Origin of the sequence: Microbacterium sp. KR10-403, from assembly GCF_040196215.1 — a bacterium.
GTDB lineage: Bacteria > Actinomycetota > Actinomycetes > Actinomycetales > Microbacteriaceae > Microbacterium.
In genome coordinates this window covers 242,703-258,597 of sequence record NZ_JBEGDC010000001.1, presented here as the reverse complement: position 1 = coordinate 258,597, position 15,895 = coordinate 242,703, and the positions used below count along the sequence as shown (strand labels likewise).

General features: G+C 69.5%; 15 protein-coding genes. 7 read left to right on the top strand and 8 right to left on the bottom strand.

Going from position 1 to position 15,895, the window contains the following annotated elements; genetic code table 11:
• Positions 1-38: 38 nt before the first annotated feature.
• From ABMQ42_RS01290 to ABMQ42_RS01280, 3 genes are read right to left on the bottom strand one after another with little or no spacing between them, the layout of a single operon-like run.
• Complete coding sequence (locus ABMQ42_RS01290; protein WP_349720827.1) at positions 39-215, bottom strand: hypothetical protein; 177 nt, start codon at positions 213-215, stop codon at positions 39-41.
• On the bottom strand, positions 212-1,387 hold the full coding sequence (locus ABMQ42_RS01285) for a DUF1700 domain-containing protein (protein WP_349720825.1): 1,176 nt from the start codon (positions 1,385-1,387) through the stop codon (positions 212-214). The genes ABMQ42_RS01290 and ABMQ42_RS01285 overlap by 4 nt, the downstream gene beginning before the upstream one ends.
• On the bottom strand, positions 1,384-1,740 hold the full coding sequence (locus ABMQ42_RS01280; RefSeq protein ID WP_349720824.1) for a PadR family transcriptional regulator: 357 nt from the start codon (positions 1,738-1,740) through the stop codon (positions 1,384-1,386). Before ABMQ42_RS01280 ends, ABMQ42_RS01285 begins: the two co-directional genes overlap by 4 nt.
• Before the next feature lie 133 nt (positions 1,741-1,873).
• Here ABMQ42_RS01280 and ABMQ42_RS01275 point away from each other — a divergent pair, with 133 nt between their 5' ends.
• From ABMQ42_RS01275 to ABMQ42_RS01265, 3 genes are all read left to right on the top strand, one after another.
• The gene (locus ABMQ42_RS01275) at positions 1,874-3,175 is read left to right on the top strand and encodes a sigma-54-dependent transcriptional regulator family protein (RefSeq protein ID WP_349720823.1); all 1,302 of its coding nucleotides are present in this window, start codon (positions 1,874-1,876) and stop codon (positions 3,173-3,175) included.
• A 107-nt stretch (positions 3,176-3,282) separates the two neighbouring features.
• On the top strand, positions 3,283-4,833 hold the full coding sequence (gene exaC / locus ABMQ42_RS01270; protein ID WP_349720822.1) for an acetaldehyde dehydrogenase ExaC: 1,551 nt from the start codon (positions 3,283-3,285) through the stop codon (positions 4,831-4,833).
• 73 nt (positions 4,834-4,906) lie between these two features.
• Entirely contained in the window at positions 4,907-5,308 is a 402-nt protein-coding gene (locus ABMQ42_RS01265; RefSeq protein ID WP_349720821.1) for a DUF779 domain-containing protein, read from the top strand.
• A gap of 43 nt (positions 5,309-5,351) precedes the next feature.
• Here ABMQ42_RS01265 and ABMQ42_RS01260 read toward each other — a convergent pair whose 3' ends face one another.
• The 5 genes from ABMQ42_RS01260 to phoA form a co-directional block, all read right to left on the bottom strand.
• Positions 5,352-5,957 carry a response regulator transcription factor gene (locus tag ABMQ42_RS01260; protein ID WP_349720819.1) on the bottom strand — a complete coding sequence of 202 codons (606 nt, stop codon included), beginning with the start codon at positions 5,955-5,957 and terminating at the stop codon, positions 5,352-5,354.
• Positions 5,954-7,201, bottom strand: coding sequence for a sensor histidine kinase (locus ABMQ42_RS01255; protein ID WP_349720817.1), 1,248 nt, complete (start codon positions 7,199-7,201; stop codon positions 5,954-5,956). Before ABMQ42_RS01255 ends, ABMQ42_RS01260 begins: the two co-directional genes overlap by 4 nt.
• A 209-nt stretch (positions 7,202-7,410) precedes the next feature.
• A complete protein-coding gene (locus ABMQ42_RS01250; RefSeq protein WP_349720815.1) occupies positions 7,411-8,217 on the bottom strand; it encodes an ABC transporter permease in 807 nt (268 codons plus the stop codon).
• The gene (locus ABMQ42_RS01245; RefSeq protein ID WP_349720814.1) at positions 8,214-9,158 is read right to left on the bottom strand and encodes an ABC transporter ATP-binding protein; all 945 of its coding nucleotides are present in this window, start codon (positions 9,156-9,158) and stop codon (positions 8,214-8,216) included. The genes ABMQ42_RS01250 and ABMQ42_RS01245 overlap by 4 nt, the downstream gene beginning before the upstream one ends.
• Positions 9,159-9,429: 271 nt before the next feature.
• Positions 9,430-11,139, bottom strand: coding sequence for an alkaline phosphatase (gene phoA / locus ABMQ42_RS01240; protein WP_349720813.1), 1,710 nt, complete (start codon positions 11,137-11,139; stop codon positions 9,430-9,432).
• A gap of 211 nt (positions 11,140-11,350) precedes the next feature.
• On the opposite strand from phoA, the gene ABMQ42_RS01235 reads away from it, so the two are divergent.
• The 4 genes from ABMQ42_RS01235 to ABMQ42_RS01220 all read left to right on the top strand — a co-directional run bounded on the left by ABMQ42_RS01235 (position 11,351) and on the right by ABMQ42_RS01220 (position 15,836).
• Positions 11,351-12,271, top strand: a complete 921-nt coding sequence (locus ABMQ42_RS01235) for an ABC transporter substrate-binding protein (protein ID WP_349720812.1) — start codon at positions 11,351-11,353, stop codon at positions 12,269-12,271.
• A gap of 2 nt (positions 12,272-12,273) precedes the next feature.
• Positions 12,274-13,266 (top strand): amino acid ABC transporter permease, encoded by a 993-nt coding sequence (locus ABMQ42_RS01230; protein ID WP_349720811.1) that lies wholly within the window; start codon positions 12,274-12,276, stop codon positions 13,264-13,266.
• Positions 13,263-14,039 carry an amino acid ABC transporter ATP-binding protein gene (locus ABMQ42_RS01225; RefSeq protein WP_349720810.1) on the top strand — a complete coding sequence of 259 codons (777 nt, stop codon included), beginning with the start codon at positions 13,263-13,265 and terminating at the stop codon, positions 14,037-14,039. Before ABMQ42_RS01230 ends, ABMQ42_RS01225 begins: the two co-directional genes overlap by 4 nt.
• Positions 14,040-14,195: 156 nt before the next feature.
• Positions 14,196-15,836, top strand: coding sequence for an ABC transporter substrate-binding protein (locus ABMQ42_RS01220; protein WP_349720809.1), 1,641 nt, complete (start codon positions 14,196-14,198; stop codon positions 15,834-15,836).
• Positions 15,837-15,895: the final 59 nt, after the last annotated feature.

Below are 15,895 nucleotides of genomic sequence, written 5' to 3'. Positions count from 1 at the left end.
GCTCGGGATGCCGCGGCCGCCGGCGGTGCGGCGCGGGCTCAGCGTGAGGGCGCGTGCGGCGCGACCTGTCCCGCGAGGGCATCCCTCACGAGGAACGTCACGTCGACGCTCACGATCCCCTCGCCGCTGACGAGATCGGGGCCGATCCAGTCCGTGCGGTGCGCGGCCGGCGCGGGGGCGACGGCGGCGGCCGGCACGGCCTGCGCCGGTGTCATCGCGAGCCCTCATCGTCGGTGGCGGCGCCGGTGGCGGCATCCACCCCCGTCCGCTCGCCGTGCGCGTCGCCGTCGGGCACCGCGGTCGGCGTCGGCGCGCCCTCGGTCGCGCCGGGCGTCGGTTCAGGCGTCGGCTCGGGTGAAGACCCCTCCGTCGGCTCGGGAGAGGGAGTGGGGGATGCCGCGAGCAGCCGCTGCAGCGACGGCACCTGCGCGAACGGCGGTGTGGCGGCCTGGGCGAGCGTGGGGTCGCCGTCGTCGAGGCCGGCGGGGATCTCCTCCAGGGGGAATATGTTCCACACCGGTGTGCGGCCCGGCTGAGACACCCCGACGGGGACCGGCCCTCCGCCCCAGGCGAAGTACTCGTCGACCGGGCTCGTCGGGTCCTGACCGCCCACCGTCGTCAGCGGGTTGCCGTTCTGGTCGAACAGCTGCACATCGGTCAGCGGATTGCCGTCGGCGTCGTACGCGAAGATGTTGCGCACGCGCTGGCCGTCCACGGCGAGCCCGGGCGGAGCCTGGTCGTACACGTACCCGGCCGACGCGTCGCGCTGCCAGCTCTGCACCTGCCCGATCGCGATGCCGATCACGAACGGCAGCATCACGGCGGTCACCGTGCTCACGACGATCAGTCCCACGCGCGTCCAGGCCCAGGGGCGCCACCGGCCGCGACCCCACTGGATGCTGACCACGACCATGACCACGAGGATCGCGATCGCGGCCCCGCTCATCGGGATCGGCACATCGACCGACAGACCGAGGAACACGCGGAGCACGAGGAGCACCAGTACGTACAGCATCCATCCCCTCGCGATCCACCAGATCGGCCGCAGCGCGACGGCGAAGTCGAGCAGGCCGGAGCCGATGCGGGACGAGCGGATGCCGCGGACGGTGCGATCACCGATGCTGCGCAACTGCGCGCCGAGCGCCTGGCGGGCGGTCATGCCGCTCGGCCGTTCGGGCAGCCCAGCCGCCTGCCGCAGCTCGGCCGCATAGGCGGCGGCATCGGGCAGCTCGAACCCGTCGCCGTGCTCGGCGGCCTGCTCGGCCAGGTCGGACTCGAGGCCGTCGACGATGTCGTCGACCTCGTCGGCGGGCAGATCGCGGAGCTCGGTGCGGACCGCCGCCGCGAAGGCGGCGATCGGGTCGGCGGGCGCGGTGGTGGTGGTCATCGGTTCTCTCCGATCGTGCGCAGAGCGGGAGTGGGCTTCTCGGCGAGCAGTCCCGTCATCACCGACGAGAACTTCGCCCAGTCGTGGCGCTGCTCGTCGAGCAGCGCGAGGCCCCGGGGGCTGATCGCGTAGTACTTGCGGTGCGGGCCGCCGTCGGACGGCACCACGTAACTCGACAGCGCGCCGGCCGTGTAGAGCCGGCGCAGCGTTCCGTACACCGACGCGTCGCCGACCTCGCCGAGGCCCGCGTCGCGCAGGCGCCGGACGATGTCGTAGCCGTATCCGTCGTCGTGCTGCACGACCGCGAGCACCGCGGCATCCAGCACGCCCTTGAGCAGTTGTGTCGTGTCCATAGGCCCCTCGCTGTCTTCTGCGAGAGACAGTACCACGCAATGCACAGTAGTGCGCGAAGAAGATAAGGGGTGTGTCGTGTCGCCACCCCGCGGCCTACACTGGACCCACCCGTCAGCGCCGATCGGATCCGGTATGTCCTCGCCCTGGTCTTCACCGCGCGGCGTCCACCCCGACGCATCGCGTCTTCTGATCGAGCGCGCGCACGAGGAGTTCATCACCGGCAACCCCGCTGACCCGCGCGTCGGCGACGTGCGTGCGGTGGTGCGCGACAGCTGGCGGCGCTCGCTCGACAGCCTCGTCGGGGTCGAGTCGCTCGCGCCGATCCGGCTGACGCCCGAAGAGCTCGAGGCGCTCCGCCGCACGCATCCGCTGGCCGGCGTGGTGGACATGATCCGCGAACTGCTCATGCCCGGCGACGTCGCCGAGTCGGGGGTGGTGGTCGCGGTCGGCGACGCAGCCGGTCGGCTCCTCTGGGTGGAGGGCGATCGCCACGTGCGCGCGCTCACCGGTGACATGGGCTTCGTGCCCGGGGCGGACTGGTCGGAGGATGCCGTGGGCACGGCCGCTCCCGGAACGGCGCTGCGCCTGGGATCCGGGGTGCAGATCCGCGGGGCCGAGCACTTCAACCGCCTCGTGCAGCCGTGGTCGTGCACGGCGGCGCCGGTCTACGACCCCGAGACCCGCGGCATCCTGGGCGTGATCGATGTGACCGGCGGCGACGAGGTCGTCACCCCGCAGGCGAAGCTGCTGGTCGACGCCACCGCGCGCGCCGTGGAGAGCGAGCTGCTGCTGGCGCGGCTGCGCGAGCGCGCCGAGCGCCCGACCGCGGCACGGGCACCGTCGCGGCCGGCACCGGCCGGCGCCACGCTGCGCGTGCTCGGCCGCGACCGCGCCGAGCTCGACCGCGCCGGCACCGCGCACGAGCTGACCCTGCGGCATGCCGAGCTGCTGCTCATGCTCGCCACGCACCCCGAGGGGCTGAACGGCGATGCGCTGGCCGACCTGGTGTACGAGCGCACCGAGTCGCCGGTCACCGTGCGCGCCGAGATGGCCCGGCTGCGCAAGGCCCTCGGGCCGCTGGGCATCGAGCTGCAGTCGCAGCCGTACCGGCTGGGCGGGCGCGTCGAGACGGACGCGCAGCAGGTGCTGTCGCTGCTGGACCGCGGCGCGCACCGGGTGGCCCTCGCGTCGTACCCGGGCGATGTGCTGCCGGGGTCGTTGGCGCCGGGCGTGGCGGAGTTCCGTGAGAGCGTGCGCACCGCGCTGCGTGAGACGCTGCTGGCCGAGGCGTCCGTCGACGTGCTGCTCGCGTTCACCGACGGTCCCGTCGGGCGCGACGACGTGCAGGCCCTGCAGCTGTGCCTGCGCATGCTGCCGCCGCGCTCGCCGCGGCGGGCCGGCATCGTCGCGCGGCTGGAGAAGCTCGAGGCCTGAGGCGGCGGCCCGCGGCATCCCTCCGTTGCAACACTCTGCAACCCGTGCCGATCTACTCTCGACGCACGCGACGACCCCCGTCGCGACACCGTCAAAGGAGACAGCACATGACCATCGTCGAAGAGGGCGTCTCGAGCGCCTATGCGGCTCCCGGCCAGCGCGGCAGCGTGGCGGAGTACCGCTCCCGGTACGGCCACTACATCGGCGGCGAGTTCGTCGAGCCGATCAAGGGCCAGTACTTCGAAGACATCACTCCGGTCACCGGCAAGCCGTTCTGCGAGGTCGGCCGCGGCACGGCCGAAGACATCGACCGGGCGGTGGATGTCGCGTGGAAGGCCTTCGAGGGATGGCGCAAGACCAGCCCGACCGAGCGCAGCGTCATCCTCAACAAGATCGCCGACCGCATCGAGGCGAACCTCGAGCGCATCGCGGTGGCGGAGACCTGGGAGAACGGCAAGCCCATCCGCGAGACCCTGGCCGCCGACATCCCGCTCGCCGTCGACCACTTCCGCTACTTCGCCGGTGTGCTGCGGGCGCAGGAGGGCAGCATCAGCCAGATCGACGATGACACGGTCGCCTATCACTTCCACGAACCGCTGGGCGTGGTCGGGCAGATCATTCCGTGGAACTTCCCGATCCTGATGGCCGCGTGGAAGCTCGCGCCGGCCCTCGCCGCCGGCAACTGCGTCGTCATCAAGCCCGCCGAGCAGACCCCGGCGTCGCTGCTGTTCCTGTTCGAGATCATCGGCGACCTGCTGCCGGCGGGCGTCGTGAACATCGTCAACGGCTTCGGCATCGAGGCGGGGGCGCCGCTCGCGTCGCACCGGCGAATCCGCAAGATCGCCTTCACCGGAGAGACCACGACCGGGCGGCTGATCATGCAGTACGCGTCGCAGAACCTCATCCCGGTGACGCTCGAGCTGGGCGGCAAGAGCCCGAACGTGTTCTTCGAGGATGTCGCGCTGCACACCGACGACGCCTACTACGACAAGGCGCAGGAGGGCTTCGCGATGTTCGCGCTGAATCAGGGCGAGGTCTGCACCTGTCCGTCGCGCGCGCTCGTGCAGCGGTCGATCTACGATCGGTTCGTCGGCGACGGCATCGAGCGCGTCGGGCGCATGGTGCAGGGCAACCCGCTCGACCCGGCGACGATGGTCGGCGCCCAGGCGTCGAACGACCAGCTCGAGAAGATCCTGTCGTACATCGCCATCGGCAAGGAAAACGGCGCGAAGGTGCTCATCGGGGGCGAGCGCGCCGACCTCGGCGGCGAGTTCAGCGAGGGCTACTACGTCACGCCCACCGTGTTCGAGGGCACGAACGACATGCGCATCTTCCAGGAGGAGATCTTCGGACCGGTGCTGTCGGTGACGTCGTTCAGCGACTTCGACGACGCGATCTCGATCGCCAACGACACGCTCTACGGCCTGGGCGCCGGCGTGTGGAGTCGCATCGGCGACGTCGCCTACCGCGCCGGTCGCGCGATCGAGGCCGGTCGCGTGTGGACCAACACCTATCACCAGTACCCGGCGCACGCCGCGTTCGGCGGGTACAAGCAGTCGGGGATCGGCCGCGAGAACCACCTGAAGATGCTCGACCACTACCAGCAGACCAAGAACCTTCTGGTGTCGTACGCCGAAGGCGCGATGGGTTTCTTCTGATCCGCGGCGGGGGCGGGCGCAGGCCCTGCGGCACCCGCCCCCGGTGCGTTCACGCGAGGAGAGGAGCGGCATCATGGCCGATGAGTACCGGCGCGTCGCGGTGACGGATGCCGCGGCCGCCCTGCTGGGCGAGCTCGAGGAGCAGCACGGGCCGCTGATGATCCATCAGTCGGGGGGATGCTGCGACGGCAGCTCGCCCATGTGCTACCCGGTCGGGATGTTCCTGACCGGACCGGGCGATGTGCGACTGGGAGTGCTCGAGATCGACGGGGTGACGCCGATCGAGGTGTTCATGTCGGCCGCGCAGTTCGAGTACTGGAAGTACACGCATCTGACCATCGACGCCGTGCCCGGCCGCGGGGCGGGGTTCTCGGTGGAGGGCCCGACCGGCAAGCGCTTCATCATCCATTCGCGCATGCTCGACGAGGCCGAGCTCGCGCATTTCGGACTCGGTCCGGCCGAGGGGGGAGAGTGAGTGGATGCCGCGGGTCGCGGCATCCACTCGACTCGGTCTTCGATCAGAGCCAGCCGTTGTCTTCCGCGATGCGGGCGGCATCGGCGCGGTTGCGGCCGCCGGTCTTGCCGATCGCGCTGGAGAGGTGGTTGCGCACCGTGCCCTCCGACAGATGCAGGATGCGGGCGATGTCGGCGATCGAGCCGCCGGCGCGGGCGGCCTCGAGCACGTCGGTCTCGCGCTCGGTCAGCGGCGACTCGCCCTGCGCAAGCGACTCGGCCGCCAGCCCGGGATCGACCACGCGCAGCCCCTGAGCGACGCGGCGCACCGCGTCGGCGAGCTGGGCGGCGGGGGTGTCCTTGACGACGAAGCCCGAGGCGCCCGCGCGCATCGCGCGGGTGAGGTAGCCGGGGCGGCCGAACGTCGTGACGATGAGGGTGCGGCACGCCGGCACCTTCTCGCGCAGCAGGGCGGCGGCGGCGATGCCGTCGAGCCCCGGCATCTCGATGTCGAGCAGGGCGACGTCGGGGTTCGTGCGGAGTGCGGCATCCACCACCTCATCGCCGCGCCCCACCTCGGCGACCACGTCGATGTCGGGCTCGAGGGCGAGCAGGGCCGAGAGTGCTCCGCGCACAAGGGCCTGGTCGTCGGCGATGAGGAGGGTGATCACAGGTCCACCTTCAGGCTGAAGCCGCCGAGGTCGCTGCGGCCGATGGTCAGGGTGCCGCCGGCCTCGGCGACCCGCTCGTGCAGGCCCGCGAGCCCTGTGGACGAGGCACTGGATGCCACGGGCCCGACGCCGTCGTCGGCGACCTCGACGCTGCGCGGGCCGAGGCGCACCTCGCACCGGGTCGCGCCGGAGTGACGGACGACGTTGGTGACGCCCTCGCGGACGATCCAGGCCGCGAGCTCGCGGTGGGCCGGGCCCACGGCATCCGTCGCCGTCGGGATCTCGGGTGTGATGCCCGCCGCCTCCAGTGCGGCGCGGGCCACGACCAGCTCGGCCGGCAGGTTCACGCCGCGGGCACCGGCGACCGTCGTGCGCACGTCGGCGAGGGCTCCGCGCGCGAGCTGCTCGATCTCGGAGAGCTCGGTCTTCGCGCGGGCGGGATCCACGTCGATGAGTTTGTTCGCCAGCTCGGCCTTCACCGTGATGACCGTGAGCGAGTGGCCGAGGATGTCGTGGATGTCGCGGGCCATGCGCCCGCGCTCGCGCTCGGCGGCGAGCTGTGCGAGCTGATTCTGCGTGGCACGCAGCTGGTTCATGGCCGCGAAGGTGCGGGCGAACGCGGCCATCATGAGCGAGATCGAGAAGATGATGGCCGGGCCCCAGAGGATGTCCTCCGTCCAGCCGTCGATCCCCACCCGGAAGAACAGGCCCAGCGCCGCCAGCGCGACGATGAGGATGAGGGTGGTCCGCCAGCTCAGCACCATCATGCCGATGACGACGCCGACGTAGGTCCACTGCGACCAGATGTCCCAGCTCAGCCAGGGGAAGAGCGCGAAAGAGAGGGCGAACAGGCCGAGCGCCGGCAGCAGGCGCCAGCGGACGGGGAGGCCCCAGCCGACCGGCACCGCGAGCAGGAAGCCGATGCCGTAGAGCACGACCAGCAGGATGCCGATGGTCGCCGATCCTGCCGTGGATGCCTGCTCGATGACCTCTTGTCCCGTGCTGATCAGCCAGAGCAGTGAGATGCCGCCGCCCACGTACCAGCTGATCGCGCCGCGGCTCCAGACGACGTCGCGCATGAGCAGGAACGCCCCGGTGCCCATCTCGGGCGGCATCACGGGCCACGGCGGGTTGGGGGTGCGCAGCCCGTCGCGGTCGGCGGCGCGCGTCCGCGGCCGGTCGCGCGCGTGCGGGGGCGCCTGCGCGGGCCGGCGCGCGTGCGGCTCGGTGTCGTGCTCATCCATCGTGTTCACCCTAGGTTCTGCGGCCCCGCTCCGCCGAGGTCGCACGCTTTTTCGCGAGGTCGCGTGACTTCCCGCGAGGTCGCGTGACTTCTCGCGAGAAACGGTGCGACCTCGCGAGAAACGGTGCGATCTCGCGAGAAACGGTGCGATCTCGGCGCCGGGGGGAGGCCCGGCGCCGAGACCACGGGGGTGCGGCGTGATGCCGCGAGTCACACCCGCTTCGTGTCGCGGCGGAACAGCAGTGCCGTCCCGAGCACGAACAGCGCCAGCCAGAGCAGCACGTTCAGCAGAGCTCCGAGGTCGAAGCCGTCGCCGGTGAGCGGAGCGCGGCTGAGTTCGCCGATGCCGAAGACGGGGGTCCAGGCGGCGACATCCTGCAGCACCTGCGGCATCATGTTGACGGGGTAGAACAGTCCGCCGAGGAACGCCAGGAACACGATCACCAGGCTCGTGAGCTGCATCGCGTTCTCACCGGGCACGAGGTACCCCATCATGAGGCCGAGTGCCGTGAACACCGCGGCCCCCAGTAGCCAGGCGACGAGTCCCGAGACCAGCCACTGCGACCAGCTCATGTGCACGCCGGTCAGGGCTCCGCCCAGGTAGGTCGCGACGATCGCGATGAGACCGAACAGCATGCCGGCGATCACCTTGGTCGCGACGGCCGCGACCGGGTTCAGCGGAGTGAGGCGCAGCTGGCGGCTCCAGCCGAGCGAGCGCTCGACGGCGACCGCGGCGCCGGATGCCGTCGCCGACATCATCGCGCCGTACACGGCCATCGAGACCATGATGTAGGCGGCCACCGACAGCCCGCCGGCCGAGATCGGCTCACCGGTCAGCGGCGTATTGCGGTTGGGGTAGCCGACCATGAAGTACATGGCGACGGGGAACACGACCGTGAAGGCGAGCGTGCGGTAGTTGCGGAAGCGTCGCTTCAGCTCGATCGCGAGGAAGCGCATGTTGAACCCGCCGAACGGCGGCACCTTGCGTTCCAGCGAGATGGCGGTGACGGTGGTCATGACCGGGCTCCTTCCGAGGTGAGGGCGAGGAACACGCTCTCGAGGTTCTGGGATGAGATCTCGACGTCGTGTGCGTCGGTAAGGGTGAGCAGGTGGCGCGCGAGCGCGTCGGAGTCGGTGGTGCGCACGGTGATGCGGTCGCCCTGGGTCTCGACGTCGGTGACACCCGGCAGCGCGGCCAGGGCCACGGCATCCGCCCCCGGCAGCGTGGCGTGCACGACACGTCCGGCGACGAGGTTCTTGATCTCGGCGGTCGGTCCGTCGGCGACGATGCGCCCCTGGCTCATGAGGATGATGCGATCGGCGTACGTGTCGGCCTCATCCAGGTAGTGCGTCGCGAAGAGCACGGTGCGCCCGCGCTGGGCGTCGTCGCGGATCGCCTGCCAGAACGAGCGGCGACCCTCGACGTCCATGCCCGTGGTCGGCTCGTCGAGGATGAGCAGTCCGGGGTCGCTCAGCAGCGCCATCGCGAACCGCAGCCGCTGCTGCTGGCCGCCCGAGCACTTGCCGACCATGCGGTCGGCGATGTCGAGGATGCCGGCCCTGCCGAGCACCTCATCGACCGGCCGGGTGTCGCTGAACAGGCTACCGGTGAGCGCCACCGTCTCGCGGACGGTGAGGTCTTTGAGCAGCCCGCCGGTCTGCAGCACCGCCGACACGTATCCGCGGGCGATCGCGCCGCGCGGGGTCGTGCCGAAGACGCTGATCTCGCCCCCATCGGGCTGCGACAGGCCGAGGATCATGTCGATCGTCGTCGTCTTGCCGGCGCCGTTCGGGCCGAGGAAGGCCACGACCTCGCCGGGCTCGACGTGCAGGTCGACGCCCGCGACGGCACGGACGCGCCCGAAGCTCTTGGTCAGGCCGCTCGCTGAGATCGCCGGCGCGGTGCCGGCGGCTGCGGCATCCCTTCCACGTCCGGTCGGGAGTGTTGTCGATTCCATGTCTCCATGCTCGAACGCAGACCCCCACGGGCCCGCACACGCCCGTCACGACCTCACCGTGACATTCGTCACGCCCCGCGCACCCCTGCCCGGTCGCCAAATTCACATGAGTCCGTCGAACGAACGTCAAACCGCCGGAGGTTTGACGTTCGTGGGACAAACTCATGTGAATTCGGCGGGGTGAAGGGGCGGATGAGGGGATGCCCCGGCCGGCGCGCGCGCGAAGGGGCCGGGGCCTGCGAGGGCCCCGACCCCGGAATGCGTGAATGCCCTACTTGCGCACCGTGATGCGTGCGGTCTTCGCGACCCCGGTCTGAGCGCCCTCGACCGTGACCTTCACGACCTGCTGGCGGCCCGACGGCACCGGCGCCGTGAACGTCGCCGTGACCGCACCGTCGATCACGTCGACCCGCTGCGTCTCGTCGCCGAACGTGACGGTCGCCTGCCGGTCGCCGGCGAACCCGTCGCCGCGCACGGTGACCTTGCGGCCCGGCGTGGCATAGCCCGACGAGACCGAGGCCTTCTTGCTCAGCTTGGCCGCATCGGTCGACAGCCCGAGCGTGCGGCTGATCGTCCCGAACGTGTCGGTCTGGTCGGTGAGCCCCACGACGTTCGCCGCGCCCGGGCCGTACCCGGCGATGCGCAGCTGCGTTCCGGTGTGCTGCTGTGAGCCTCCCGCCGCGGCGGTGCCGTACGAGATCTTCATCACGGTGCCGTCGGCGGTGTTGACCGCGGTCGACAGCGAGGTGGGCGGCGTCGAGTCGACGATCTGGCTGGAGTGCGCGTGGTCGGCGGTCACCAGCACGAGGGTGTTCTTGTCCTTCTTGGCGAACGCGAGGGCGACCTGCACGGCCTCGTCGAGGTCGAGCGTCTCGCCGATCTGTCCGCACGCGTCGGCGGCGTGGTCGCGCTTGTCGATCGAGGCGCCCTCGATCTGCAGGAAGAAGCCCTTGCCGCCGTTCTTCGACCCCGCAGACAGCAGGTCGATGGCCTTGTCGGTCAGCGACGCGAGCGACAGCGAGCTCGGCAGCCGGTCGGCCGACTCCCGGCACGTCACCGGGGTGTCGGCGCCGCCCACAGTCGCGGTGGTCGCCTCGTAGCGCGTCGGGAAGTTGCCGTCGGTGAACAGGCCGAGCAGCGGCTGCGACTGGTTCGCCTTCTTCACCGAGGCCAGGCCCGCGGCATCCGTCACCACCTGGTATCCGCGCGCGGTCGCCTGCTGCAGCAGGGTCGAACCCTTCCATTGGCCGGCCGCCGCTCGCTGGCCGAACGACGCGAGCCCGCCGCCGAGCACCACGTCGGCGCGGGTGTCGAGCAGCTGCTCGGAGATCGACCCGAGCCCGCCGGCGGCCAGTGCGTCGTCGCCGCACGACGAGCTGTCGGGTCCGTAGCACGAGCGCTGGTCGACGTGCGCGACCTGCACGGCCGGCGTCGCGTCCTGGATCTCGGCGGTCGACACGTCGCCGGTGCGGAAGCCGTTGGCCTTCGCCAGCTCGAGCAGCGTCGGCAGCGGGTTGCCGTCGACGTCGACCGAGATAGCGCCGTCGTAGGTCTTCGTGCCGGTCGCCCAGCCCGTGCCGCTGGCGGCCGAGTCGGTCACATAGTCGGGTTTGCCCTTGTCTGCCCCGTCCTTGTAGACCGAGTAGGTCGTGTACGAGCCGGTCAGCGGCAACGCGTCGATGCCGGGCAGCTCGCCCGCTGCGCCGTACGCGTAGTTGCGTGCGATCGTGATCTCGCTGTCGCCCATGCCGTCGCCGACCAGGAGGATGACGTTCTTGGCCTTGCCGCCGACGATCGCCTGGCGGACGTCCTTCGTCTTGTCGGCCGAGACCCGATGCGAGGCGGGCGTGAAGGCGCTCGAGCCCGACGCCGCGCCGGCGCCGACCGCGAGCAGGGTGCCGGCGGCGACCGCCGAGACGGCGATCACGCCGACCGTGCGACGTCGTGCAGATCCGCGCACAGACCTGGAGGAACGGTTCATTCTTCGTGGCTCCTGTTCGGAAGAGTGGATGCCGGGGGCCCGGCCAGACCCACTCGACCGGGTGCGCATGACGGCCCGGAGAACACGGGGTGAACATCCCACCACGGTCGTCGAAACCGAATCGAAATCTGGATGCGGCACTCTTGTCCTTAGACTTCAGGGGTCGACCTCGCCCGAGGGTCGGCGCCTCGAAGATGAGGAAAGGGAAGAAATGCGAAGGATCCTCGCCCTGCCGGTGGCCGTCGTGGCCGCCGCGCTGCTGCTCACCGGATGCGTGAACAACCAAGACACCGAGAACCCGCAGGGCGGCGGCGGAGACAACTCCGCCAGTGCCGATGCGTCGGGCTACGGCGTCACCAAAGACGATGCGCTCGCGGCCACGCTGCCCGACGCGATCAAGTCCGCCGGCGTGCTGAAGATCGGCACCGACCCGACGTACGCACCCAACGAGTACAAGGACAACGCCGGCAACCCGATCGGCTGGGACATCGACCTGGCCAACGCGATGGCCGCCAAGCTCGGTGTGAAGGCCGAGTACACCGCCGCGAAGTTCGACAACATCATCCCGTCGATCGTCGGCGGCAAGTACGACCTCGGCGTCTCGTCATTCACCGACACGACCGAGCGCGAGAAGCAGGTTGACTTCGTCAACTACTACAACGCCGGCATCCTCTGGGCGTCGGTCAAGGGCAAGACGGTCGACCCCGACAACGCCTGCGGCCTGAAGGTCGCCGTCGAGGACGGCACGTACGAAGACACCGAAGAGCTGCCCGCCAAGTCGAAGGCCTGCACCGACGCGGGCAAGGACGCCATCAAGGTCTTCAAGTACGACGGTCAGGACGGCGCGACCAACGCCCTCGTGCTCGGCCAGGTCGACGCGATGAGCGCCGACTCGCCGATCACCGAGTACGCGATCCACCAGAAGTCCGACAAGATCCAGGCCGCCGGCGAGACGTTCGACGTCGCCCCGTACGGCTTCGCCACCGCCAAGGGCGGCGAGCTCACCGACGTGATCAAGAACACGCTGCAGTCGCTCATCGACGACGGCACGTACCTGAAGATCCTGCAGAAGTGGGGCGTCGAAGACGGCGCTGTCACGGCCGCCGATGTGAACGCGGCGTCGAAGCAGTAGTCATGTCCGACACCCAACGGCCCGAGGGGGCGGATGCCGCGGCATCCACTCCCTCGGTCGACACGGCCGCAGTGCACACCGAACGGGCGGAGACGATCCGCGCGGTGCGCCTGCGGCATCCGTGGCGCAACACCGTCGCCGTCGTCCTCATCCTCCTGGTGCTGCTGTTCGTGCTCGACGCCGCACAGCGCGAGGCGTTCCAGTGGGACATCGTCGGCAAGTACATCTTCGACACCCGCGTCACGCAGGCCGCGTTCATCACACTCGCCCTGACCGTGCTCGCGATGCTGTTCGGCATCATCCTCGGCCTGATCCTCGCGGTGATGCGCCTGTCGCCCAACCCCGTGCTCAAGTGGATCGCCTGGGCGTTCCTGTGGGTGTTCCGCGGTACGCCGGTCTACGTGCAGCTGGTCTTCTGGGGTCTGGTGACCCTGATCTACAAGACCGTGTACGTCGGCATCCCGTTCGTGCACACCTGGGCCGAGTTCACCATCACCTGGACGCCGCCGCTCTTCATGCTGGCGGTCATCGGCCTGGCGCTGAACGAGTCGGCCTACATGGCCGAGATCGTGCGCGCAGGTCTCCTCTCGGTCGACCCGGGGCAGGAAGAGGCGTGCACCGCGCTCGGCATGTCGTGGGGCCAGACGATGGGCCGCGTCGTCGTCCCGCAGGCGATGCGCGTGATCATCCCGCCCACCGGCAACGAAGTCATCTCGATGCTGAAGACGACGTCGCTGGTGGTCGCGATCCCGTATTCGATGGACCTGTTCGGCCGCACCAGCGACATCTCGGCGACGATCTTCGCGCCGATCCCGCTGCTGATCGTCGCGTCGATCTGGTATCTGTTCTTCACGTCGGTGCTCATGGCCGGCCAGTACTTCGTCGAGAAGCGGTTCGCCCGTGGGTCCGACCGCTCACGGCCCGCCGTCGGCGGGGTCGTGGTGGGCGCCGAGGGCGTCGCCGGCGTCGGCATCGACGTGGGAGGGAAGGGATGACGGTGGCCACCGACACTCCGATGGTCGAGGCCAAGATGGTCTCGAAGAGCTTCGGCAGCAACGAGGTGCTCAAGTCCATCTCGCTGCGCGTCGACCGCGGCCAGGTGATGTGCGTGATCGGCCCCTCGGGGTCGGGCAAGTCCACCTTCCTGCGCTGCATCAACCACCTCGAGCGCATCGACGCCGGCCGTCTCTACGTGGACGGCGAGCTGATGGGCTACCGCGAGAAGGGCGACAAGCTCTACGAGCTCAAGCCCGCCGAGGCGAACCGTCAGCGGCGCGACATCGGCATGGTCTTCCAGCACTTCAACCTGTTCGGCCACATGACCGCGCTCGAGAACGTGATGGAGGCCCCGATCCGGGTCAAGGGTGCGACGAAGAAGGATGCCGCGGCCCGCGGCCGCGAGCTGCTGGCGCGTGTGGGGTTGGCGAATCAGGCCGGCCACTACCCGGCGCAGCTCTCCGGCGGCCAGCAGCAGCGCGTCGCGATCGCCCGGGCCCTGGCGATGGACCCGAAGCTCATGCTCTTCGACGAGCCCACCAGCGCACTCGACCCCGAGCTCGTCGGCGAGGTGCTCGACGTCATGCGCGAGCTTGCCGAGAGCGGGATGACGATGGTCGTCGTCACGCACGAGATGGGCTTCGCGCGCGAGGTCGGCGACGCCGTCGTCTTCATGGACGGCGGCGTGGTCGTCGAATCGGGCGATCCGCACGAGGTGCTCACGAATCCGCAGCACCAACGCACCAAGGCCTTCCTCTCGAAGGTGCTCTGACCCCTGGCATCCTGCCCCCTGTCGGGTCGGCATCCGTTGCGTTCTGATCACAGAACACCGCTCTGGTTGCCTATCCCGACAGGTGTGGTGAGGATGGTACTCATATACGGTCGCGCCACCCTGCGCGGCCGCTTCGCACACAGCAAGGTAACGACTATGTCATTGCAGACACACTCGCGCGGGCGCCTCCTGCTCGCGCTCGGGGCGATCGGCGCCTCGGCCGTGGTCCTGTCCGGCTGCGCCGGCGGCGGCAACGGCGGCGGCTCCGGCGACAACGGCGGCAACGCCGCCAGCGGGCTGATCGTCGGCACGACCGACAAGATCACCTCCATCGACCCGGCCGGTTCGTACGACAACGGCTCGTTCGCCGTGATGAACCAGATCTACCCGTTCCTGCTCAACAGCAAGTACGGCACCGCCGACGTCACCCCCGACATCGCCGAGTCGGCGGAGTTCACCGCTCCGCACGACTACACGGTCAAGCTCAAGTCGGGTCTGAAGTTCGCCAACGGTGACGACCTCACGTCCTCCGACGTGAAGTTCTCGTTCGAGCGCGTGATCAAGATCAACGACCCGAACGGCCCCGCATCGCTGCTCGGCAACCTCGACAGCATCGACACCCCCGATGACACGACGGTCGTCTTCCACCTGAAGAACCCGAACGACCAGACGTGGCCCCAGGTGCTCTCGAGCCCCGCCGGCCCGATCGTCGACGAGCAGGTGTTCTCGGCCGACAAGGTCACGTCCGACGACGACATCGTCAAGGGCAAGGCATTCGCCGGCCAGTACGTCATCTCGTCGTACAAGGTCAACGAGCTCGTCAACTACGAGCCCAACAAGGACTACCAGGGTGAGCTCGGCGCTGCGGAGAACTCCAGCGTGACCGTCAAGTACTACGCGGATGCCTCGAACCTGAAGCTCGCGATCGGCAACGGCGACATCGATGTGGCGTTCCGCAGCCTGTCGGCGACCGACGTCGAAGACCTGGGCAAGAACAGCAAGGTCCAGGTCGTCAAGGGCCCGGGCGGCGAGATCCGCTACATCGTGTTCAACATGGCCACGATGCCGTTCGGCACCAAGACCGACGACGCCGACCCGGCGAAGGCCCTGGCCGTCCGCCAGGCGATGGCCGACCTCATCGACCGCGAGAAGCTCGCCTCCGACGTCTACAAGGACACCTACACGCCCCTGTACTCGTACGTCGCAGACGGCATGACCGGTGCGAACACGGCGCTGAAGTCGCTGTACGGCGACGGCAACGGCGGCCCCAGCCTCGACAAGGCCAAGCAGGCCCTCTCCGACGCCGGCGTCAGCACGCCGGTGACCCTGAACCTGCAGTACAACGGCGACCACTACGGCCCGTCGTCGGGTGACGAGTACGCCGCCATCAAGACGCAGCTCGAGAACGGCGGCCTGTTCAAGGTCAACCTCGCCCAGACCGAGTGGGTGCAGTACTCGAAGGACCGCACCTCCGACGTGTACCCGATGTACCAGCTGGGCTGGTTCCCGGACTTCTCGGACGCCGACAACTACCTGTCGCCGTTCTTCTCGAAGGACAACTTCCTGGCGAACCACTACGACAACGCCGACGTGCAGTCGCTGATCTCCAAGGAGCAGACCGAGACCGACGCCACCAAGCGCGCGGACGAGATCGGTCAGATCCAGGACCTCGTGGCCAAGGACCTGTCGACGCTGCCGTACCTGCAGGGCACGCAGGTCGCCGTCGTGGGCAAGGACGTTCAGGGCACCACCCTCGACGCCTCGTTCAAGTTCCGCTACGCGCCGCTGCACAAGTAGTGACATCCAGGTCGTGCCCGGCCGCTCCGGCGACCGGGCACGACCGGTGTCTGAGTAAG